General features: G+C 33.1%; 24 protein-coding genes and 1 riboswitch. Of the genes, 9 read left to right on the top strand and 15 right to left on the bottom strand.

Annotation, left to right across the window (positions count from 1 at the left end):
- The 3 genes from BM289_RS11870 to BM289_RS11860 all read left to right on the top strand — a co-directional run bounded on the left by BM289_RS11870 (position 1) and on the right by BM289_RS11860 (position 3,758).
- Positions 1–234: a hypothetical protein gene (locus BM289_RS11870; RefSeq protein WP_091493566.1), complete on the top strand. Its 234-nt coding sequence runs from the start codon at positions 1–3 to the stop codon at positions 232–234.
- A gap of 79 nt (positions 235–313) precedes the next feature.
- A complete protein-coding gene (locus BM289_RS11865) occupies positions 314–1,075 on the top strand; it encodes a GLPGLI family protein (protein WP_091493564.1) in 762 nt (253 codons plus the stop codon).
- 16 nt (positions 1,076–1,091) lie between these two features.
- Positions 1,092–3,758, top strand: a complete 2,667-nt coding sequence (locus BM289_RS11860; RefSeq protein WP_143102073.1) for a TonB-dependent receptor — start codon at positions 1,092–1,094, stop codon at positions 3,756–3,758.
- Between the two features lie 3 nt (positions 3,759–3,761).
- Here BM289_RS11860 and BM289_RS11855 read toward each other — a convergent pair whose 3' ends face one another.
- Entirely contained in the window at positions 3,762–4,178 is a 417-nt protein-coding gene (locus BM289_RS11855; RefSeq protein WP_091493558.1) for a Rieske (2Fe-2S) protein, read from the bottom strand.
- Positions 4,179–4,334: 156 nt separating this feature from the next.
- On the opposite strand from BM289_RS11855, the gene greA reads away from it, so the two are divergent.
- Positions 4,335–4,811, top strand: a complete 477-nt coding sequence (gene greA, locus BM289_RS11850) for a transcription elongation factor GreA (protein WP_091493555.1) — start codon at positions 4,335–4,337, stop codon at positions 4,809–4,811.
- Between the two features lie 29 nt (positions 4,812–4,840).
- Positions 4,841–5,230 (top strand): HIT family protein, encoded by a 390-nt coding sequence (locus BM289_RS11845; RefSeq protein ID WP_091494217.1) that lies wholly within the window; start codon positions 4,841–4,843, stop codon positions 5,228–5,230.
- A gap of 99 nt (positions 5,231–5,329) precedes the next feature.
- Here BM289_RS11845 and BM289_RS11840 read toward each other — a convergent pair whose 3' ends face one another.
- Positions 5,330–6,481, bottom strand: a complete 1,152-nt coding sequence (locus BM289_RS11840) for a sensor histidine kinase (RefSeq protein ID WP_091493553.1) — start codon at positions 6,479–6,481, stop codon at positions 5,330–5,332.
- A 159-nt stretch (positions 6,482–6,640) separates the two neighbouring features.
- Between BM289_RS11840 and BM289_RS11835 the strand changes: the two genes are divergently transcribed.
- From BM289_RS11835 to BM289_RS11820, 4 genes are all read left to right on the top strand, one after another.
- Positions 6,641–7,516: a flavin reductase family protein gene (locus BM289_RS11835; RefSeq protein ID WP_091493550.1), complete on the top strand. Its 876-nt coding sequence runs from the start codon at positions 6,641–6,643 to the stop codon at positions 7,514–7,516.
- A 33-nt stretch (positions 7,517–7,549) separates the two neighbouring features.
- Entirely contained in the window at positions 7,550–7,921 is a 372-nt protein-coding gene (locus BM289_RS11830) for a DUF3127 domain-containing protein (RefSeq protein WP_091493548.1), read from the top strand.
- 264 nt (positions 7,922–8,185) lie between these two features.
- Positions 8,186–8,824: a leucyl/phenylalanyl-tRNA--protein transferase gene (gene aat, locus BM289_RS11825; RefSeq protein WP_091493545.1), complete on the top strand. Its 639-nt coding sequence runs from the start codon at positions 8,186–8,188 to the stop codon at positions 8,822–8,824.
- A gap of 1 nt (position 8,825) precedes the next feature.
- On the top strand, positions 8,826–9,620 hold the full coding sequence (locus BM289_RS11820; RefSeq protein ID WP_091493542.1) for an MOSC domain-containing protein: 795 nt from the start codon (positions 8,826–8,828) through the stop codon (positions 9,618–9,620).
- On the opposite strand, the gene BM289_RS11815 is transcribed toward BM289_RS11820, so the two are convergent.
- From BM289_RS11815 to BM289_RS11755, 13 genes are all read right to left on the bottom strand, one after another.
- Positions 9,617–10,327, bottom strand: coding sequence for a HesA/MoeB/ThiF family protein (locus BM289_RS11815; protein WP_091493540.1), 711 nt, complete (start codon positions 10,325–10,327; stop codon positions 9,617–9,619). The two genes, BM289_RS11820 and BM289_RS11815, sit on opposite strands and share 4 nt — an antisense overlap.
- A gap of 72 nt (positions 10,328–10,399) precedes the next feature.
- A complete protein-coding gene (gene thiH, locus BM289_RS11810) occupies positions 10,400–11,512 on the bottom strand; it encodes a 2-iminoacetate synthase ThiH (protein WP_091493537.1) in 1,113 nt (370 codons plus the stop codon).
- A 40-nt stretch (positions 11,513–11,552) separates the two neighbouring features.
- Complete coding sequence (locus tag BM289_RS11805) at positions 11,553–11,930, bottom strand: GxxExxY protein (RefSeq protein ID WP_091493534.1); 378 nt, start codon at positions 11,928–11,930, stop codon at positions 11,553–11,555.
- A gap of 131 nt (positions 11,931–12,061) precedes the next feature.
- Complete coding sequence (locus tag BM289_RS11800) at positions 12,062–12,838, bottom strand: thiazole synthase (protein ID WP_091493531.1); 777 nt, start codon at positions 12,836–12,838, stop codon at positions 12,062–12,064.
- A complete protein-coding gene (locus tag BM289_RS11795) occupies positions 12,819–13,457 on the bottom strand; it encodes a thiamine phosphate synthase (RefSeq protein ID WP_091493529.1) in 639 nt (212 codons plus the stop codon). The genes BM289_RS11800 and BM289_RS11795 overlap by 20 nt, the downstream gene beginning before the upstream one ends.
- Positions 13,450–14,202 carry a hydroxymethylpyrimidine/phosphomethylpyrimidine kinase gene (locus BM289_RS11790; RefSeq protein WP_091493526.1) on the bottom strand — a complete coding sequence of 251 codons (753 nt, stop codon included), beginning with the start codon at positions 14,200–14,202 and terminating at the stop codon, positions 13,450–13,452. Before BM289_RS11790 ends, BM289_RS11795 begins: the two co-directional genes overlap by 8 nt.
- A complete protein-coding gene (locus tag BM289_RS11785; RefSeq protein WP_091493522.1) occupies positions 14,160–14,783 on the bottom strand; it encodes a thiamine phosphate synthase in 624 nt (207 codons plus the stop codon). The genes BM289_RS11790 and BM289_RS11785 overlap by 43 nt, the downstream gene beginning before the upstream one ends.
- An 82-nt stretch (positions 14,784–14,865) precedes the next feature.
- Positions 14,866–16,689 (bottom strand): phosphomethylpyrimidine synthase ThiC, encoded by a 1,824-nt coding sequence (thiC, locus tag BM289_RS11780; RefSeq protein ID WP_091493520.1) that lies wholly within the window; start codon positions 16,687–16,689, stop codon positions 14,866–14,868.
- 112 nt (positions 16,690–16,801) lie between these two features.
- On the bottom strand, positions 16,802–17,008 hold the full coding sequence (gene thiS, locus BM289_RS11775) for a sulfur carrier protein ThiS (protein ID WP_091493517.1): 207 nt from the start codon (positions 17,006–17,008) through the stop codon (positions 16,802–16,804).
- Between the two features lie 68 nt (positions 17,009–17,076).
- Positions 17,077–17,173, bottom strand: a riboswitch (TPP riboswitch).
- A 108-nt stretch (positions 17,174–17,281) separates the two neighbouring features.
- Positions 17,282–17,845: a DNA-3-methyladenine glycosylase I gene (locus BM289_RS11770; protein WP_091493514.1), complete on the bottom strand. Its 564-nt coding sequence runs from the start codon at positions 17,843–17,845 to the stop codon at positions 17,282–17,284.
- Between the two features lie 86 nt (positions 17,846–17,931).
- Positions 17,932–18,393: a hypothetical protein gene (locus tag BM289_RS11765; RefSeq protein ID WP_091493512.1), complete on the bottom strand. Its 462-nt coding sequence runs from the start codon at positions 18,391–18,393 to the stop codon at positions 17,932–17,934.
- A gap of 173 nt (positions 18,394–18,566) precedes the next feature.
- Entirely contained in the window at positions 18,567–19,160 is a 594-nt protein-coding gene (locus tag BM289_RS11760; RefSeq protein WP_091493509.1) for a hypothetical protein, read from the bottom strand.
- Positions 19,161–19,191: 31 nt separating this feature from the next.
- On the bottom strand, positions 19,192–19,863 hold the full coding sequence (locus BM289_RS11755) for a queuosine precursor transporter (protein ID WP_091493507.1): 672 nt from the start codon (positions 19,861–19,863) through the stop codon (positions 19,192–19,194).
- Positions 19,864–19,955 lie beyond the last annotated feature (92 nt).

Genomic DNA, 19,955 nt, shown 5'->3' with positions numbered 1-19,955 from the left:
ATGAAAAAAGTAATTTTTACTGCTTTTACAGTAGTGGCTTTTTGTGGTGTTTCATTCGCAAAGACTTCTAAAAATGTAAAAAACAAGCAAACAGCAAAAGAAATTTTAGTTATAGCTGACTGTGGAGCATTTGCTTCCTACATGATGGCTGCATATGAAGAATTAAATGAATGTTTAAATAGTGCTGATTATAATGCAGGTTATCACTATTTTAAAGCAATTTGCGAAATATAAGTTTTAAATTAATTCTAAATTTAATAGAGCTGGGATAATTTATCCTAGTTCTATTGAATAAAGGATAAAAGATTAAAATATGAGAAAGTTAAATGCACAGATAAAAAGAATAATATGGATTGTTATTATCAATTTTATTTTTATAAATTCATTGTCAAGTCAAGTGACTAGAGTTATTTATAAAAATAGTTTGTATGGAGGAGATATTAACACAACAAAGTTACCTCCAGAGAAAATGAAAGTTCTTTCTGCTAAGCAAATTGAATTGTTAGACGAGGTAATGAAAAATGAAGCTAATATGGAATTTGAACTTTTGTATAATAAAGAAGAGAGTCTGTATCAAAAAATAGAAAAACTAGATATTTCAGAAAAGCCTAATTTTACTTTTCCATCAAATAATGCTAAGTATTATAAGAACCTTACAAATAAAATAAAATTGTATCAAACTGAAAGTTCTGTACTTTACAATGTGATTGTTCCTTTTGAACAATATAAATGGAATATAACAACAGAAACTAAAGAGATTAATGGGTATAAATGTTATAAAGCAACAACCACTTACGAGGATTTGTATAATCCACGTAAAGACAGAAAGCTTATTTTTAATCCTGTAGTTTGGTTTACACCAGATATACCAGCTTCTTTTGGTCCTAAAGGACTAGATGGTTTACCGGGATTAGTGTTAGAGGGGACTATTAATGGAAAAAAATATATTTACGCTACAAAAATAGAGTTTGATTATAAAAAAATAAAGGAGATTGAAAAGCCTAAAGGAGGTAAAAATCTGACAGAAAAAGAGTTTGAAAATATAATGATTGAAAATTTTAAAAGAGATCAATAATTTATTTGAGTTTAAAATGTTAAAGCTTTTTCTTTTTTTCTTTATTACCGTTGCTGTTTTTTCGCAAACTAAAAAAATTGAAGGAACAGTTTCTGATAATTACAATTTGCCTCTAGAATCTGCCAATGTCATTGCAAAACCGCTGCAGGAAAAAGCAAGTTTAAAATTTGCTATTGTAGATAATAAAGGGCGCTATAGATTGGAGCTTGAAAAAGAAGTGAAATATGAAATTACAGTTTCGTATATTGGGTATGTTGAAGAAACTTTTATTTTGGAGCCATTCTCTGATATAGTAGCACACGATTTTCATCTTAAAGCGACGGGCGAAAACCTTAAAGAAATTGTTATCAAACACGAGTTCAAACCTATTGTAGTTAAAAAAGACACATTGGTTTTTGATGTTAATAGTTTTGCGAATGGCAACGAACGTAAAATGAAAGAAATTCTTGAAAAACTGCCTGGTGTTGAGGTGGATAAAAATGGAATAGTTACAGTACAAGGCAAAAAAGTAACTAAAATGCTCGTAGAAGGGAAGTCTTTTTTTGGAGGCGGTTCTAAACTGGCAGTTGAGAATATTCCTGCAGATGCTTTGGATAAAATTGAGATTATAGATCATTTTAATGAAGTGGGGTTTATGAAGCAGGTTTCGGATAGTGATGATCTGGCTATGAATGTTAAACTTAAAGAAGACAAAAAGAAATTTGTTTTTGGAGACGTAGAAGCTGGTGCAGAGGTTGGAGCAGGCGATAACGGTTTTTATCGGGCACATACAGCTTTGTTTTATTACAGTCCAAAAACAAACGTGAGTTTTATAGGCGATGCCAATTCTATTGGTAAAAGTACTTTTACATTTGATGATTTAATGCGTTTTGGCGGTGGGATAAGCAGTTTTCTTTCGGGGAGAAAATCATTGTCTAACTTGTATTCTTTTTCTAATGATAATACTGATGTTTTGAAAAATAAATCACAATTTGGTGCATTTAATTTTAGTCATGACGTTTCAGCGAAGCTTACAGTTTCAGGCTTTGGAATATTTTCTAAAACTTTAATGGCTTCTAGGGTTGAAAATAATGTAGAATATTTAAATAATTCCACCATTGCATTTGAAGATAAAGACAGAAATGCAAAAAACAAAGCAGTATTAGGAATTGGAAACGTAAAACTGGATTATTCGCCATCTAATAAAGAAAAATGGTATTATAACGGACAATATCAATCAAGCACAAATGATTTGGAGAGTATCTTAAACTCAACAACAAATTTAGGGACTTCGATTTTTGAAACTATAAACAAAGCAGATAATATCTCGGTAAAACAGTACGTCGAATGGCATAAAAGTTATAATAACAGTAATACGACAACATTTGTAATTAATCAGGCTTATAATAAAATTACTCCAATAAATAATTGGTTTACAAATGAGCCTTTTTTACAAGGATTAATACCTTTGGAAAAAGACTATACCTACACTTTAAATCAAATAAAGAAAACAGAAGCCAATAGCATTGATATGCTTTTTAAGTATTACTGGATTATTAATAATGCCAATCATTTATATACTGTTGCAGGAAATAATCATGAATATTCAGCTTTTCAGACTACTGAAAAACAAATTCTAACTGACGGTTCTATTAATGACTTTTCAGATAAAGGTTTTGGCAATACTATTAAATACAAACTAAATGACGTCTATATTGGTTTAGAGTATAAATTCAGAATAGGAAAATGGGTCAATAAACCAGGATTATATTTGCATGGGTATCATCTAAATGCCATTCAAAATGATAATGATCATATTGTTGCAAAAGCGCTTTTTCAACCACAATGGAATAGTGATTATGAGTTTAATAAGTCTGAAAGCCTGAGTTTTACTTATAAATTGGAAAATAGATTTCCAGAAGTAAATCAGTTAGCAGACAAATATACTCTAGAGTTTTATAATACTGTTTTTAAAGGTAATGCATTATTAGAAAATGAAAAATATCACACAGCCAATTTACGTTACTCAAAAATGAATTCTTACAGAGGAATTATTTGGAATGGAATGCTAAATTATTCAAAAAAAACAAAAGTAATTCGCAATGAAATAGAATTGGACGGCATAAATCAATTTAATACTCCTGTGATGACAGATAATCCCGAAACAAATATTGGTTTTAATGGTTCAGTTTCTAAAAGAATTTATCGATTTAATTTAAAACTAAACACCAGATTGTCCTTGTTTGAGTATTCACAAACATTAAATGATATTACAACAATTAACAAAAGAGACAGTCAGGATATTGGTCTGGTTTTTAAAACCGCCTATAAAAAATGGCCAGATATTAGTATTGGTTATAATAAAGGTTTCAGTAGTTTTTCTGGAATAACAAAATCTCATTTTCAGTCAGATGCATTAACAGGAGCATTTGAAGCTGTATTTTTTAAATTCTGGAAATACAAAATCGATTATGATTATCTCAAAAATACGGATAATCAAAAACAATCCAACTCTTATGACATGATAAATACATCCTTATTTTATCAGAAAAAAAATAACCCTTTTGGTTTTCAGCTGAGTGTAAATAACCTGCTTGATGTGAAAAAGAAATACAGCAACAAGTTCTCAGATTATATTATTAGTGAGCAGTCAACTTATATTTTACCAAGAGCTATTATGTTTTCGGTGTCTTATAAATTGTAGTTTTTAATTATATACATGAACCACACTTCCAGAAGATTCCACACGATATTGTTTCATCGGGTATTCTTTTCCTCCAAGTCCAGTGAATAAGTTATATTGTGCTTTATCACAAGAACATACAGCATAAATTCCGTCGATTGTCATGGCCGTACAAGAAGTAAGAGCTTGATTTGGACAGGCAGCATCAAAAGCGGTATACGTTCCTTCGCCAGTTTTCATTACGATAATTCCTTTAGCACCATAATTGGCAACATAAACAGGATTACTTGGATACAGCAGTTTATTGTAAGTTGGCAGATTGGTGTCCAAATAGGCATTTATAGAATAATTCGGAATATACGGATTGTTATTGCTTCTGTTATTGTCACTGCAAGAGAATAAAACAGTGGAAAGTGCGATAAAGAACCAGATTTTTTTCATTATTTGAATAAGAATTAGTGAAACAAAAATAATTTATTTAGATTTGAAATCTATATGATTAACATATAATTATGTACTATTAAAAATTATAGTATATTTGTGGTAAGAAAATCCCGTCGCGATGGGATTTTTTGTATTTATATAAACGATGAAGTTATGAGTAAAGTATCTTATTATACAGCAGAAGGACTAAAAAAGTTAAAAGATGAATTGGAGCACTTAAAAAGTGTAATGCGTCCAAAAGCATCTCAAGATATTGCAGACGCGAGAGATAAAGGTGATTTGTCTGAAAATGCGGAATATGATGCAGCAAAAGAAGCACAAGGTTTATTAGAAATGAGAATTTCTAAACTGGAAGAAGTATATGCAAATGCAAGACTAATCGATGAGTCTCAATTGGATGTTTCTAAAGTTTTGGTTTTATCAAATGTGAAAATCAAAAATCAAAGTAACGGAATGGAGATGAAATATACACTTGTGGCAGAAAGTGAAGCTGATTTGAAAACAGGTAAAATTTCTGTAACATCTCCTATTGGTAAAGGTTTACTAGGAAAATCTGTTGGAGAAGTGGCTGAGATTACAGTTCCAAATGGAGTTTTGAAATTTGAAATCCTTGAAATTACAAGAGACTAACTTTAGTTGAAATGATTAAACAAAAGACAATGAGTTCAATATTCACTAAAATAGTAAACGGAGAAATTCCAGCTTATAAAATTGCTGAAGACGATAATTATTTGGCTTTTTTAGATGTAAATCCAAATGCTAAAGGACATACACTTTGTATCCCAAAACAAGAAATCGATAAGATTTTTGATATGGATGAAGAGTTGTATTTAGGGTTAATGAAATTCTCTAAAAAAATTGCAGGAGCCTTAGAAAAAACAGTTCCATGTAAAAGAGTAGGTATAGCCGTTGTTGGACTTGAAGTGCCTCACGCACACGTACATTTGATTCCGTTAAATGAAATGGATGAAATGCGTTTTATCAATAAAGTTTCGCTTACAAAAGAAGAATTTGAAGCTTTGGCAAAAGATATCCAATCGAATTTGTAAAGACTTCATGAATGTCAGGCTGAGCGAAGTCGAAACCTCGTTTTAGTTGAAGAGATTTCGATTAGTCAGACAAAAAAATAACGAAAAGTGCAGTAATCTTTACTGCACTTTTTTATTTAATGAAATTTGAAAAGTAGTTCCTTTTCCAATTTCAGAACTCAAAACTTTGATTTTTCCATTATGATATTCTTCGACAATTCTTTTAGTTAAAGAAAGACCAAGTCCCCAACCACGTTTTTTGGTAGTAAAACCAGGTTCAAAAATCGTTTTAAACTGCTTTTTCAAAATTCCTGTTCCAGAATCTTTTATATTGATTTTAATATTGAAAGCATCCTGTTCAATTTGAAGATCCAGAGTTCCTCTTCCTTTCATGGCATCAATGGCATTTTTGACCAGATTTTCGATAGTCCAGCTATGCAATGTTGGATTTATCATGACATAAATAGGTTCTTGTGGTGCTTTAAATGAAAACTCAACCTGTTTAGAAAAACGGGATTGAAGATATTCGTAGGCATTTTTGGTTTCTTCTATAATATTGCGGGGTTCCAAAACAGGGATTGAGCCAATTTTAGAAAAACGATCGGTAATAGTTTGCAGACGTTCAATATCTTTTTCGATTTCAAGACTAATGGACGGATCAATATCTTCCGTTTTTAATATTTCAACCCAGCCAATTAAAGATGATAAAGGCGTCCCGATTTGATGCGCTGTTTCTTTTGCCATTCCCGCCCAAAGTTTATTCTGAGTAGCCATTTTGGTGCTTTTGTAAAAATTATAAATCAAAGCAACACACAAAACAATAATTAGAAATAAGGCAATTGGGTAGTATTTAAGTTTATTCAGTAATCCTGAATTTCCGTAATATAAGGTTTGGTATTTTCCTGGAGCATATTCAAAAGTGATTGGTTCATTTTCATTTCTCAATCTATTCAAATAGGAGTTTCTTTTTTTCTTGTTTTTAAGAATTTCATCAGGCACATTTGTGGCACTGACTACTTTATCAAACAATATTACTACAGCCGGAATAGAAGTGTTGTTATTGATAATTTGAAGCGGTAATTCTACGTCGGTATTTTCGTTGGCATTCAAAATTGTAATCTGCGCATTTACGAAAAGTTTCATCTTCAAACGTTCCTCATTCTTAAAAATTTGGAAGAAAGTATAAGTATTCCAAAGAATTAGAGAAATGATTAAAAAGCAAATAGAAATTATAATCCAGCGCGTTGTATTTGTTCTTTCAGAAAAAGACATATTCATTTTTTTGTGGTATAAATATAACGAAATATACCTATTCTATATTTTGCTGAAGCCGAAAGTTTTTTTGTTTTATCTTCAAAACTATTTTTCATAATTAAACGATTTCAATACTTTTGCAGGTACCAAAATGAGATTTGGTTTAAATCAAAAAGTATGATCAGCATTAACCCAAAAGAGATACCAACGGCCAAGTTGCAGGGCTATCTGCAGAGTTCGATAGGTCCAAGACCAATTGCTTTTGCCAGTACAATCAGCGAAAAAGGAATTCCGAATCTTTCTCCGTTTAGTTTCTTTAATGTGTTTAGTGCCAATCCGCCGATTTTGGTTTTTTCGCCATCAAGACGCGTTCGAGATAATACCATAAAACATACTTTAATTAACGCCGAAGCAACTAGAGAAGTGGTAATTAATGTGGTTAATTTTGATTTAGTACAGCAAACTTCTTTAGCGAGTACAGAATATGGAGACGGAGTAAATGAATTTATAAAAGCGGGATTAACTCAGATTCCTTCAGATTTAGTAAAACCGTATCGAGTAAAAGAATCTCCGGTTCAGTTTGAATGCAAGGTAACGCAGATTATTCCGTTAGGAGAAGAAGGCGGAGCTGGAAATTTGATTTTATGTGAAGTAGTAAAAATTCACATTCACGAATCAATTCTGGATGAGAACGGAGCAATCGATCAGCATAAAATTGATTTGGTTTCGCGATTAGGAAATAACTGGTATTCAAGATCGAATCAAGGCCTTTTTGAAGTGGCAAAACCCTTGACAACACTGGGAGTAGGAGTAGATGCGATACCGGATTTTGTAAAAGAAAGTCCTGTTTTTGACGGGAATGATTTGGGAAAACTTGGGAACATCGAAGCCTTGCCTACAAAAGAAGAAGTTAGTATATTTGTGAAAGAAAATTTTGCAGTCAAAGGAGTTTTAAGCTCTGATGACCAGAAAAAAGTACACTTGGAGGCCAAAAAGTATTTGGATAAAGGAGACGTAGAATCGGCTTGGAAAGTGCTTTTAGCCAAAAAATAAAAGAAATAGAAACAATAATTAATATAGACGAAGATGGAAGTTACAGGAAAAGTAAAAGTGGTTAACCCAGAGCAGCAAGTTAGTGCCTCATTCAAAAAAAGAGAATTAGTTGTTACAACTGAGGAACAATATCCACAACATATTTTAATCGAATTTACGCAAGATAAATGCGATTTGTTGAGTAGCTATAAACAGGGAGAGGCAGTAAAAGTTTCTATCAATTTAAGAGGAAGAGAATGGGTTAACCCACAAGGAGAAACTAGATATTTTAATAGTATTCAAGGTTGGAGAATCGAAAGATTAGCAGACGCTGCGCCTACACAAGCACCGCCAATGCCAACAGCAGAAACTTTTGCTCCAGCAACAAATGTAAGTGACGACGAACCAGACGATTTACCGTTCTAAAAAGGTTTAAATTCCAATATCATAAATTCCAAATTCCAATTCATATAACTGAATTTGGAATTTGGAATTTTGTTTTTGAGCTTTTTACAGAAATAAGAAGTTGCGGATTATTTGTCATTTCGACTGAAAGGAGAAATCACACAAGTAATTCCACAAACTAAATCGACAATCTTTGGTGAGTCTCGAGTGTGATTTATCCTCCGTAGAAATGAGAAGATTGTGAAAGTTGGAATTTGGAATTTTTAAAATTGAATATTTTAAAAGATGTATTTTTTATTTGATAATTTATATTTCCCTCCAGTCACAGAAGCTGATGAAGAAGGCATATTGGCAGTGGGCGGTGATTTAAGTCCCGAACGATTAAAACTGGCTTATAAAAGAGGTATTTTTCCTTGGTTTAATGAAGGAGAATCTATTCTGTGGTGGGCTCCAGATCCGCGTATGGTTTTGTTTCTAGATGAACTGAATGTTTCCAAAAGTATGCGTAACATTTTGAACCGCAATATTTTTACTGTTACCTTTAATACACGTTTTAGGGAAGTAATTTTAAATTGCCAGCAGATATTAAGAGATGGCCAGGATGGAACATGGATTTCAGATGAAATAGTGGAATCCTACTGTGAACTCCATAATCAAGGAATTGCAAAATCGGTTGAGGTTTGGCAGGATGAGGTTTTGGTAGGAGGTCTGTACGGAATTGATCTGGGCCATATTTTTTGCGGTGAAAGTATGTTTTCTAAAGTGTCCAATGCTTCAAAAGTAGGTTTTATATCTTTGGTAAATCATCTAAGAAAAGAAAACTATAAATTGCTGGATTGTCAAGTTTATAACCCTCATTTAGACAGTTTGGGCTGTCGTGAAATTGATCGCGAAGAGTTTATGTCTATTTTAAGCAGTAAATAAGATGAGTAAAGTTCATGTTGTAACAGAAATTTATATTTATCCAATTAAAAGCCTTGCCGGAATTAGTCTTCAATCTGCTAAGGCGGAAGAAATGGGATTTGTAAACGACCGCAGATGGATGTTGATTGATGCTGAAAATCAAATGCTGACACAGAGAGAACATCGAATCATGAGTCAGTTTTATCCACAGATTTTAGATGGAAAAATCAACATTACTTTTCAGAATCAAAAACATGAATTTTCTATTGATGAATCTTTGGACGATACACTTGAAGTAAATGTCTGGGATGATAAAAGCAAAGTGGTTGAGGTAAATCAGGAAACTTCAAAATGGTTCAGCCTGCATTTGGGTTTTGAATGTAAATTGGTCAAAATACTTAATAACGGAGCCCGTAAACATGAAAGCTCTAGATTAAAAGAAACCTTCAATGTGAGTTTGGCAGATGGTTATCCGTATTTATTGATCGGAACAGAAAGCCTTGATTTTTTGAATGATAAATTGGATGAAAAAATTACCATAAAAAGATTTCGCCCAAACCTAGTAGTAAGCACTGAAAATCCTCATGAAGAAGATGATTTTAAGACTTTTTCGATAGGAGAAGTTCAATTTAAAAACATAAAACCTTGCGGAAGATGTGTTATGGTGAACAATGATCCGGAAAATGGGCGTTTAAAAAAAGAACCTTTAAAAACTCTCAGCAAATACAGAAATGTCGATAATTCGGTTTTATTTGGAACTAATATTGTGAGTTTGAATTCAGGAATTATTGCTGTTGGTGATGAGGTTGTTTTTTAGAAATTCAGCTTTGTAAAATTCCAATTCAGCGTATTAAAAATTATAATTTCATTTTTTAAAGAAGGTAATTCTAAAATCAATTTTAGTGTTTCGTGTGCCATCATGTTCCCGATAATTCCAGGCAAAGTTCCTAAAACGCCGTTCAAATTACAATTTGGAACATCTTTTGGATCTGGCATTTCTGGAAACAAATCGCGGAGATTTTTACTTCCATTATGATTGAAAACTGCAATTTGTCCTTCGAACTTTAAAATGCTTCCGTAAACCAAAGTTTTCTTTAGTTTCACACAAGTATCGTTCACTAAATAACGTGTCGAAAAATTATCAGAACCATCGACAATAATATCAAACTGCTCTATAATTTTCGATGCATTTTCAGCAGTTAATTTTTCATTAATGGCAACAGCTTCAATCAACGGATTTAATTTTGAAACTACTTTTTGTGCAACAATTGCTTTTTGTTCGCCAATTTCATTTTCGGTATATAAAATCTGTCGGTGAAGATTGTGAATTTCAATAGTATCAAAATCCATAATTCCGATAAAACCTACTCCAGCAGTAGCAATATATTGTAAAATTGGACAGCCCAAACCACCAGCTCCAATTACTAAAACTTTAGCTTTTTTTAATTTTTCCTGACCTTCGTCTCCAATTTCAGGAAGCATAGTTTGCCTGTTGTAACGAAGGAATTCTTGTATAATGTTCATCTTGAAATTTTAGATTGTTGATTGTAGATTTTAGATTGAGGTTGGAATTTGGAATTTTAATATTGGAATTTATTACACAAAACTCTTGTCCCAATCTTTCCAAACGGGTTCGTAGCCTGCGTTTTTTATGATTTTTGAAATTTCTTCTGCTGAGCGCTCGTCGCTGATTTCGAATTGTTCCAATGATTGCGGATCAACAACATAACCGCCCGGATTTGTTTTGGAACCAGCGCTCATACTTGTAACACCTATTGGTATAATATTGTTTCTGAATTTTTCGTTTTCACGAGTTGAAATTGAGATTTCCAAATCTTCATTCCACAATCGGTAAGCACAAATTAATTGTGTTAGATCTTTATCATCCATAATAAAATTAGGCTCGATAATGCCTTCAGCAGGTCGCAGACGCGGAAATGAAACCGAATATTTCGTCTGCCAATATTTCTTCTGCAAATAATCTAAATGCAAAGCGTTGAAAAAACTATCTGTTCGCCAATCTTCCAAACCTAGTAAAACACCCAAACCAATTTTGTGAATTCCAGCAGTTCCAATTCTGTCAGGAGTTTCTAGTCGATAATCAAAATTTGATTTTTTTCCTTTTGTATGATACTTTTTGTAAACTTCCTGATGGTATGTTTCCTGATAAACCAAAACCGAGTAAACTCCAGCGTCATGCAAACGTTCGTAATCTTCAGTAGAAAGAGGCTGAACTTCAACAGATATAATCGAAAATTCCTTTCTAATTAAATTAATTGCATTCAGGAAATAATTAATGTTTACGGTATAATTCGCTTCGCCTGTGACTAGTAAAACATGATCAAAACCAGTTTTTTTTAAGGCGTCAACTTCGAGTTTTATTTCAGCATCAGAAAGTGTTTTTCTTTTGATTTTATTGTCTAAACTAAAACCACAATAGGTGCAAATATTTTGGCATTCATTGCTTAAATATAGCGGAGCATACATTTGAATTGTTTTTCCGAAACGTTTCTTGGTGATTTCATGGCATTTTTGTGCCATTTGTTCTAAATAGTTTTGAGCGATAGGAGAGATCAAAATCAAAAAATCATCAAGATTGTATTTGGTTTTGGCCAATGTTCGTTCGACATCTTTTGTTGTGGTTTGGTATATTCTGGATTGAATTTCATCCCAGTTATATTGCTCAAAAATAGATTTAAATGTTTTCATTTTTTATTTTGTTTCCCGCAGATTTGGCAGATCGTGCAGATTAAATTTTATTAGCAACACGATGAATATTTTCAAGGATATTAGAACAGTTAAAATTGACTAATAATCCAAGTTTTTTATTAGTTAATTTTAAATAAGTATTTAGCTGTTTAAAATGAATAGGTTTTATTTCGTCTACTGATTTTAATTCTATAATTACTTTATCCTCAACTAAAATATCTAGCTTAAAAGTTATGTCTAAATAAACATCATCATATTTAACTGGTAAATCAATTTGTCTAACTACTCGTAGTCCATCTTTTTCCAATTGATAGTAAAGTGCACTCTCATATACCGATTCTAATAATCCTGGGCCAAGAGTGTTATATACTTTAAAAATTGCTCCTCTAACTTTATACGAAATCTCATTTTCAAACATGTTTTTTTTTGACTCAAAAATAAGGAAAATTCTGTCTTTTTTGTTTAGCTAAAAAGTTATAATCAATAGATTTAATAGTTTCAGTATAAAATTATCTGCCAAATCTGCGAGATCTGCGAGAGAAAATTAATTTATTCATAAAGAAAAGAAGTCAAAGGACTAGAAGCTGAAGCAAAGTTTTGCTGATTAGCAATTCGGGCTTCAAAAGCTTTTCTTCCGGCAATAACAGCTTCCTTAAAAGCTTCAGCCATTAATTTAGGATTTCCGGCAACGGCAATCGCAGTGTTTACCAAAACAGCATCGGCACCAATTTCCATTGCTTTGGCAGCATCAGAAGGCGCTCCGATTCCAGCATCGACAATAACAGGAACAGTACTTTGCTCAATTATAATTTCTAAGAAATCGATGGTTTTCAAACCTTTATTGCTTCCAATTGGCGAGCCCAAAGGCATTACAGCCGAAGTTCCTGCGCTTTCTAAATGTTTGCACAAAACAGGATCGGCATGAATGTAGGGAAGAACGATGAAACCTAATTTGGCTAATTCCTCTGTTGCTTTTAAAGTTTCAATAGGATCTGGCATTAAGTATTTTGGATCAGGATGAATTTCCAGTTTTACCCAATTGGTTTCCAGAGCTTCACGAGCTAGTTGTGCAGCGAAAATGGCTTCTTTAGCATTTCTTGCTCCCGATGTATTTGGCAATAAATTAATATTTGGATGTTTTAAATGTGATAAAATGGCATCGGTATCGGTTTCTAAATCTATTCTTTTAAGAGCTACCGTAACCAATTCGCTTTCTGAAGCTAAAATCGCGCTTTCCATTTCTTTGTTCGATCCAAATTTCCCCGTTCCTAAAAACAAACGAGATTTGAAGCTTTTATCTCCAATATTAAACAATGACGTTTGCATATAATTTTTCGTTTAATTGTTGAATTAGTATTTTCTTTTCCAAACTTTCTGTGATGATTCCAGAAACGGCAATTCCAAAAATTCCAGTTTCCATTAACGGACTTACATCGCGTAATGTGATGCCTCCAATAGCATAAATCGGAATTTCAATTTTATTTTTTTTTGCTTTTTGCAGAATGTCAAAATAACCCGACAAACCTAAAATCGGACTTAATTTTTCTTTTGTAGCAGTAAAGCGAAAAGGACCTAATCCAATATAATTACATCCATTTTTAACGTGATTTTGAATGTCTTCAAAAGTATTAGCGGTTCCTCCAATCACTTTCGAAGTTCCCAAAAGCATTCTCGCGTCATTAATTTTGGCATCAGTTAAACCCAAATGAACGCCGTCAGCATCTATTTCTTTAGTAAGATGCAAATCGTCGTTTACAATAAAATTGGCTGTGTATTTTTCGCATAAAGATTTTACCGCTTCTGCTAAAGTATAAGCGTTTTTGGCAGTTTGATTTTTAAATCGCATTTGTACCCAATTACATCCGGCATCAAGAGCCTGATGGATGTTGCGTAATTGTTCGTCGATAGTTTCGCCCTGCGAGATATATTGAAGTTTGCTATACATAATGATATCCGATTAAGGTTGCTGTTGAACTCAGGTATTTTTCGATGTAAGTTTTGGCATTTTTACAAGCCAATACTAAAGGTTGATTTAATGCTAAATTGGAAGCAATTGCTGCAGAAAGCACACAGCCTGAGCCATGTTTTTCAGTGCAATTTTTTTCTGAAGCAAACAAGTCGATTATTATATTTTTTAAAAACAATTGATCTTTTCCGACTTCATTTGAATTATGACCGCCTTTCAGCAAAATGGCTGTTGAAATTTCGTTTTCAATCCAAAGATTATCTTTTATAAAACCCTGAAATAATTGTTCAATTTCTTTATAATTAGGAGTAATCAAATCGATTTTGGATAAAATTTTAGTCAAATCCGAACGATCTTCAATATTTAAAAAATCAAATTCAGTAGTTGATTTTAAGACGGGATCCCAGACAATTTTTGTCGAAGGAGATAAAAGTTTTATAGTTGAAAGAATCCGGTTTAAATAATGAAGAGTTGGAACAATCCCAATTTTTACAACACTAATTTTATAACTTAAAAATAATGTTTCAATAGAGCGAATTACAAAACTTAAATTAGTCCATTGAATTTCATAAAATTTATTTTCGGTCTGAATGGTATTTGCTGTTGAAATGGCAAAACCAACGACTTTATGCTGTTCAAATGTTTTGATATCAGCCAAAATTCCAGCACCACCAGACGGATCTAAACCTGCGATTGTAAGTGCGAAAGGGCGATTTTTTGACATAATTTAAATTGTTTTAATGGATTTTCATTGTTCCAAATACTTCCTAAAAGTGCGACATCATCAAAGCCATTTTCTAAAACTTCTTGAATGTTTTTTGAATCAATTCCGCCTAAAGCGACCAATTTTGTTTTATGATTTTTTCGCGATTTTATTTCTTCGAAAAGATCTTTTTCAGGATGATAATTGTCTTTTGAAATGCTTTTAAAAACAGGGCTTAAGAAGGCATAATCAAAATCATTTTTTAATGAATTAAAATCTTCTATAGAATGTGTTGATGTGGATTTAGATTCGTTTTTATACCTACAAGGTTTTGGAAACCTTGCAGGAAAATCATGATTGCGTTTTCTTTCTTTTTCGGAAAAATGAAATCGGTTGATGCCAAAATCTTCTGCTAATTGATGATGACTATGCAAAACCACATTAGTACGAAATTCCACTTTGATCTGATGAATAAATTGCGCCATTTCCAATTCAGAAAAATCAGGTTTCCGAATATGAAGCAAAGACAATCCTTCTTCAAACAAAGAATGAAGGATATCTATTTCATCTTCAACCAAAAAAGGGTTCGTAATCACAATCATTTCAAAAAAGTATTAAGCATTAAGATGAAAGTATTAAGAGTTTGCAGATTTTAAGTCTTAATACTTTCATCTTAATACATTACTAAATATAAATCTCTTTCCCTTGCTCAATAAATTCCTCTGATTTCTCCTGCATTCCTTTTTCTGCTGCCGCAACATCTCTGATTTCCTGAGATATTTTCATCGAACAGAATTTCGGTCCGCACATCGAGCAGAAATGGGCCACTTTTGCACCATCAGCAGGAAGGGTTTCATCATGAAATTCTCTTGCAGTATCTGGATCTAAAGCCAAATTAAACTGATCTTCCCAACGGAATTCAAAACGAGCTTTACTCAAAGCATTATCACGATATTGTGCTCCCGGATGACCTTTAGCCAAGTCGGCAGCATGAGCCGAAATTTTATAGGTGATCACACCGTCTTTTACGTCTTTTTTATTTGGTAAACCCAGATGCTCTTTTGGTGTTACATAACACAACATGGCACAGCCATACCAGCCAATCATTGCGGCTCCAATTGCCGAGGTAATATGATCGTAACCCGGCGCGATATCGGTTGTTAAAGGACCAAGAGTATAAAAAGGAGCTTCATGACAATGTTCCAATTGTTTGTCCATATTTTCTTTAATCATGTGCATCGGGACGTGTCCTGGACCTTCAATAAAAACCTGAACATCGTGTTTCCAAGCGATTTTTGTTAGTTCGCCTAAAGTTTCTAATTCGGCAAATTGTGCTGCATCATTCGCGTCGGCAATTGACCCCGGACGTAAACCGTCTCCAAGAGAAAAAGCGACATCATATTGTTTCATGATTTCGCAGATTTCCTCAAAATGGGTGTATAAGAAGTTTTCTTTATGATGAAACAAACACCATTTTGCCATAATCGATCCGCCACGAGAAACGATTCCGGTAACTCGATTTGCGGTTAAATGAATGTAACGAAGTAAAACTCCAGCGTGAATTGTGAAATACGAAACCCCTTGTTCAGCTTGTTCAATCAAAGTATCACGGAAAATTTCCCAAGTTAAATCCTCGGCAATTCCTTTTACTTTTTCCAAAGCCTGATAAATCGGAACAGTCCCAATTGGAACAGGAGAATTTCTAATAATCCATTCTCTGGTTTCATGAATGTTTTTTCCTGTAGATAAATCCATTATTGTATCTGCTCCCCAACGGCAAGCCCAAACTGCTTTTTCAACTTCCTCTTCAATGCTTGATGTCACGGCGCTATTTCCAATATTGGCATTGATTTTTACCAGGAAATTACGACCCACAATCATCGGTTCACTTTCTGGATGGTTGATGTTGTTTGGAATAATAGCTCTTCCGCAAGCTACTTCAGAACGAACAAATTCAGGAGTGATTTTGTTTTTTGGAGTATTCGCACCAAAACTTTGTCCGTTATGTTGGCATTGCATTGCTTTGGTTTGTTCGTTTAAAAGCTCAATTCTTTGGTTTTCGCGAATCGCGATGTATTCCATTTCTGGAGTAATAATTCCCTGTTTAGCGTAATATAACTGTGTTACGTTGGCGCCTTTTTTGGCACGTTTAGGCTGATGCAAATATTCAAATCGTAAATGATTTAGCGTTTCATCTTTCAATCGGCTTTGACCATAATCTGAAGTGATTTCATCTAAAATTTCAACATCATTTCGATCAAGAATCCAGCTTTCGCGTAAGCGTGGCAATCCTTTTCTAATATCAATTTCGATATTTGGATCTGTGTAAGGTCCGGAAGTATCATAAACAGTTACTGGGGGATTTTTTTCTACTCCGCCATTTGAAAGTTTGGTGTCGCTCAAAGCAATTTCGCGCATCGCAACTTTTATTGGATGAATTTCTCCATCGATATAAACCTTTTTAGAATTGGGAAATGGGGTTCTGGATATTTGTTCTTCGTTTGTCATAAGAAAAGAAGTTATGAGTTATAAGTTATGTGTTGTTGTAGAGACGCACCGCAGTGCGTCTACATCCAGTACACAATTGGAATTTAGATTTTTTAAATTGGAATTTTGACCTTTATCCTCCCTGTGTGGCAGAAATAATGAGGATTTCGTCGGTTTCTTGTATGAGGAATTCGTTCCAATTGGTTTTTGGAACAACAGTATTGTTAACAGCAACAGCAATTCCGTTTTGTTTGTGCGGAATTTCGAGATCGAGCAATGATTGAACGCTTAGCGATTCAGCATCGAATTTTTTGGTTTGTTGATTGATTTTTAGTTCCATTCCTTTAAAGTTTAGTGTATAGTGATACACAATAGGAATGGCTACAATAACGCACAGAAATGCGTTCAAGAAGTCATCTTACTTTTCCCTACGCTAGTATGAACTAGATCAGGTTCAGAGGGTAAAATCTCAGCCTGCGCGATGCAGACACCCCTAAAGTGTGAAGCAAATGTAATGAATTTTTTTTAAGTTTTCAGTCTCAGTCACAGTTTACAGTTTTAATCTGTGATTTCAAGTTTCAAAAAAACTGAAAACTGAGACTGAAAACTTCGACTATTTTCCTTTTCGGATAAAGCAATCTTCCGTATGATCATTGACCATTCCGGTGGCTTGCATGTGTGCGTAAACAACGGTTGAACCGACAAATTTGAATCCGCGTTTCTTTAAATCTTTACTGATTTCATCTGAAAGTGGAGTAGTAGCGGGAGCATCTTTTGAATTTTTCAGATTGTTTACGATTGGTTTTCCGTCTGTATATTTCCAAATATAATCAGAGAAAGTTCCAAATTCTTCCTGAACTTTCATAAAAGCTTGAGCATTAGAAACCGCAGCTTTAATTTTTAATTTATTTCGGATAATTCCCGTATTCTGCATTAATTCTTCGATTTTGTCTTCAGAATAATTGGCTATTTTTTTATAATCGAAATAATCAAAAGCGGCCCTGAAATTTTCTCTTTTGTTTAAAATCGTAATCCAGCTTAAACCCGCTTGGAAGGTTTCCAAAATTAAAAATTCAAATAGAGTAGGGTCATCATAAACCGGAACGCCCCATTCTTCATCATGGTATTTTTTGTATAAATCACTGGAGGTGCACCAGCTGCATCTTATTGGCTCCATTTTTTTATTTCAAATATATAAAAAACCTCAAACCAAATGGCTTGAGGTTCTGAATTATAGTGTTAAAAGGGTTGCCATTACGCTTATTATTTTCGTTCAAAAACATCAATATAAGTTATGCCGTCCTTTTGGCTTTTAAGTTTTAAAGTTGTGTTGATAATAGACGCTTCTGCTTGTAAAATTACTTTATCATCAACCAACAGAGACAATATTACTCCTTTGTCGTCTGAACTGTCAATCCATTTACCTTTTTTAACGTTGGTACTGCAATTTTGGTCATCATAATCAAAATAAGTGCTTATGAAATTCGTATTAGGTAAAAATTCGATAGTTGGAATGCCACAATTTCCCTTGTTTTCATAAGGTTTAAGTACTTCCTGACCATTTATAACTGTACCGCTCTGAGAAGCTTGCCATTTGCCTTCTAATGGAATTGCAATAGGACAGATTGGGAGGTCGTCATCTTTTGCTCCCGCATCAGCGCTGCAGGCACTATTTAAAAAGACAATAAAAAGAAGTGCTACAAAATAATAAAGTGACTTTCTCATATGTATTCAATTTTAAATTAAATACAATTATAAGAATAATATTACTTTAAATTTAGCAAAAATTATTTTTTAACACACTATTTTTGGAATGCAAAAGAATGCTTTTTTCTTTAGTGATAAAAAAAAGTTACATGTGCATACTTCGATGCTTATATGATTTTTTTGAAGTTATTTTATTTCCCAATTTTCCAGTGATAACCTTTTACGCTCGGTATGTAAGCTTTTGTTCCAACGATGATTAAATCGGTATAGACTTTCTTTTTGTACTTAATTCCGATTGCTTGTCCTGAAGTATAGATTTTATTGGCCTCAAACTTGAACTTAATTTTTGCATCGTTAAATTTTGCATCTGAAATCTTTTCGATAAACCAAGTCGATTTCCATTTTACCTCAATTTCATCTTCTGCAGTTTTGGTAATGCTTTTTATTAATTTAATTCCATCAGCTGGAATATTGTGGTTTTCAATGAGTTCTTTTTGCGTTATAGTCTCTCCTGTTTTACAGTCGGCTATAAACTTTTTAAAAGCCGTAATTCCTAAGAACTTTTCATTTTCAGCTTCTGTATTTACTGCAATGCTATCAGTTAAAGGTTTTACATCAGAAGTTGCTTCCGTTGTTGTGATTTTGTCTACAATGGATTGTTTATATTCATTTACGGTCTCAACAGTGCTTTCTGAAATGGTTTCTATTTTATTCGTAATCTTATCAGTAACTTCTAGTAGTTGTTTTTTAACGTCTTTGGAACAACTTACAAAACTTAACAGCATGATTGATAGTAGTATTTTGCAATGCTTCATTCTATTGTTCCTGATTTTTATGGTGCTTATCGTTTTCCAAATACTTTTTAATTAAGTGATGTCCCAAATAAATGGCAGGAGTTAATAAAATTGCAATGGCTAATTTGAAAGTATAACCAATTAATCCTGAAGAAATAAAAGTGTCAAAATCAATTTTTCCAGGCAACCAAAAAGCAATTCCAAGTACGATAAAAGAGTCAAATAATTGTGAAATTACCGTAGAACCAGTGGCTCTTAGCCATATTTTCTTTTCTCCTGTTCTGTTTTTAAAGAACCAGAATATCCAAACATCAATCAGCTGTGATGCCATAAAAGCAATTAAACTTCCGACAATAATCCACATACTCTGTCCAAAAACAGCTTGAAACTGATCATCATTGACAGGACTGATTCCTTTGGCAGCCGGAATAATAATGGCCATAAATAAAATCAGAAAAGCATAGGCAATTAAACAGGCTGTGATAAAAGAAAGCTTTTTTACTCCTTTTTCGCCAAAATATTCATTAATTAAATCAGTTGTCAGAAAAACGATTGGCCAAGGGAGAATTCCTATACTCATTACAAAAGGACCAACCTGAATTAATTTTCCTCCAATAAGCTCTGCTACAACAGCATTCGTGATAAATATTCCTGCAAGAATTACAAAAACAATCTCTTTTCTGGTTTTAAACATGTTGTTTTGGTTATGAAGTTTCAAATTTAAGCTATTTTTTAAAAACAGATATTAGTAAATTTTTAAAATAACATCCATTTGAAGTTTGAATT

Source organism: Flavobacterium phragmitis, assembly GCF_900112575.1.
Lineage (GTDB): Bacteria > Bacteroidota > Bacteroidia > Flavobacteriales > Flavobacteriaceae > Flavobacterium > Flavobacterium phragmitis.
The sequence above is the reverse complement of the archived record's forward strand: the minus strand, read 5'-3'. Positions and strand labels throughout refer to the sequence as shown.

Coding starts and splice junctions, on each gene's coding strand:
- BM289_RS11840 (WP_091493553.1), bottom strand. CDS start 6,481: ATGTCTTTTTCTGAAAGAACAAATACAACGCGCTGGATTATAATTTCT.
- thiH (WP_091493537.1), bottom strand. CDS start 11,512: ATGAAAACATTTAAATCTATTTTTGAGCAATATAACTGGGATGAAATT.
- BM289_RS11835 (WP_091493550.1), top strand. CDS start 6,641: ATGATCAGCATTAACCCAAAAGAGATACCAACGGCCAAGTTGCAGGGC.
- BM289_RS11760 (WP_091493509.1), bottom strand. CDS start 19,160: ATGCTGTTAAGTTTTGTAAGTTGTTCCAAAGACGTTAAAAAACAACTA.
- BM289_RS11870 (WP_091493566.1), top strand. CDS start 1: ATGAAAAAAGTAATTTTTACTGCTTTTACAGTAGTGGCTTTTTGTGGT.
- BM289_RS11785 (WP_091493522.1), bottom strand. CDS start 14,783: ATGATTGTGATTACGAACCCTTTTTTGGTTGAAGATGAAATAGATATC.
- thiC (WP_091493520.1), bottom strand. CDS start 16,689: ATGACAAACGAAGAACAAATATCCAGAACCCCATTTCCCAATTCTAAA.
- BM289_RS11755 (WP_091493507.1), bottom strand. CDS start 19,863: ATGTTTAAAACCAGAAAAGAGATTGTTTTTGTAATTCTTGCAGGAATA.
- greA (WP_091493555.1), top strand. CDS start 4,335: ATGAGTAAAGTATCTTATTATACAGCAGAAGGACTAAAAAAGTTAAAA.
- BM289_RS11815 (WP_091493540.1), bottom strand. CDS start 10,327: ATGAACATTATACAAGAATTCCTTCGTTACAACAGGCAAACTATGCTT.
- BM289_RS11770 (WP_091493514.1), bottom strand. CDS start 17,845: ATGGAGCCAATAAGATGCAGCTGGTGCACCTCCAGTGATTTATACAAA.
- BM289_RS11800 (WP_091493531.1), bottom strand. CDS start 12,838: ATGCAAACGTCATTGTTTAATATTGGAGATAAAAGCTTCAAATCTCGT.
- BM289_RS11790 (WP_091493526.1), bottom strand. CDS start 14,202: ATGTCAAAAAATCGCCCTTTCGCACTTACAATCGCAGGTTTAGATCCG.
- BM289_RS11765 (WP_091493512.1), bottom strand. CDS start 18,393: ATGAGAAAGTCACTTTATTATTTTGTAGCACTTCTTTTTATTGTCTTT.
- BM289_RS11805 (WP_091493534.1), bottom strand. CDS start 11,930: ATGTTTGAAAATGAGATTTCGTATAAAGTTAGAGGAGCAATTTTTAAA.
- BM289_RS11820 (WP_091493542.1), top strand. CDS start 8,826: ATGAGTAAAGTTCATGTTGTAACAGAAATTTATATTTATCCAATTAAA.
- BM289_RS11845 (WP_091494217.1), top strand. CDS start 4,841: ATGAGTTCAATATTCACTAAAATAGTAAACGGAGAAATTCCAGCTTAT.
- aat (WP_091493545.1), top strand. CDS start 8,186: ATGTATTTTTTATTTGATAATTTATATTTCCCTCCAGTCACAGAAGCT.
- thiS (WP_091493517.1), bottom strand. CDS start 17,008: ATGGAACTAAAAATCAATCAACAAACCAAAAAATTCGATGCTGAATCG.
- BM289_RS11860 (WP_143102073.1), top strand. CDS start 1,092: ATGTTAAAGCTTTTTCTTTTTTTCTTTATTACCGTTGCTGTTTTTTCG.
- BM289_RS11795 (WP_091493529.1), bottom strand. CDS start 13,457: ATGTATAGCAAACTTCAATATATCTCGCAGGGCGAAACTATCGACGAA.
- BM289_RS11855 (WP_091493558.1), bottom strand. CDS start 4,178: ATGAAAAAAATCTGGTTCTTTATCGCACTTTCCACTGTTTTATTCTCT.
- BM289_RS11865 (WP_091493564.1), top strand. CDS start 314: ATGAGAAAGTTAAATGCACAGATAAAAAGAATAATATGGATTGTTATT.
- BM289_RS11830 (WP_091493548.1), top strand. CDS start 7,550: ATGGAAGTTACAGGAAAAGTAAAAGTGGTTAACCCAGAGCAGCAAGTT.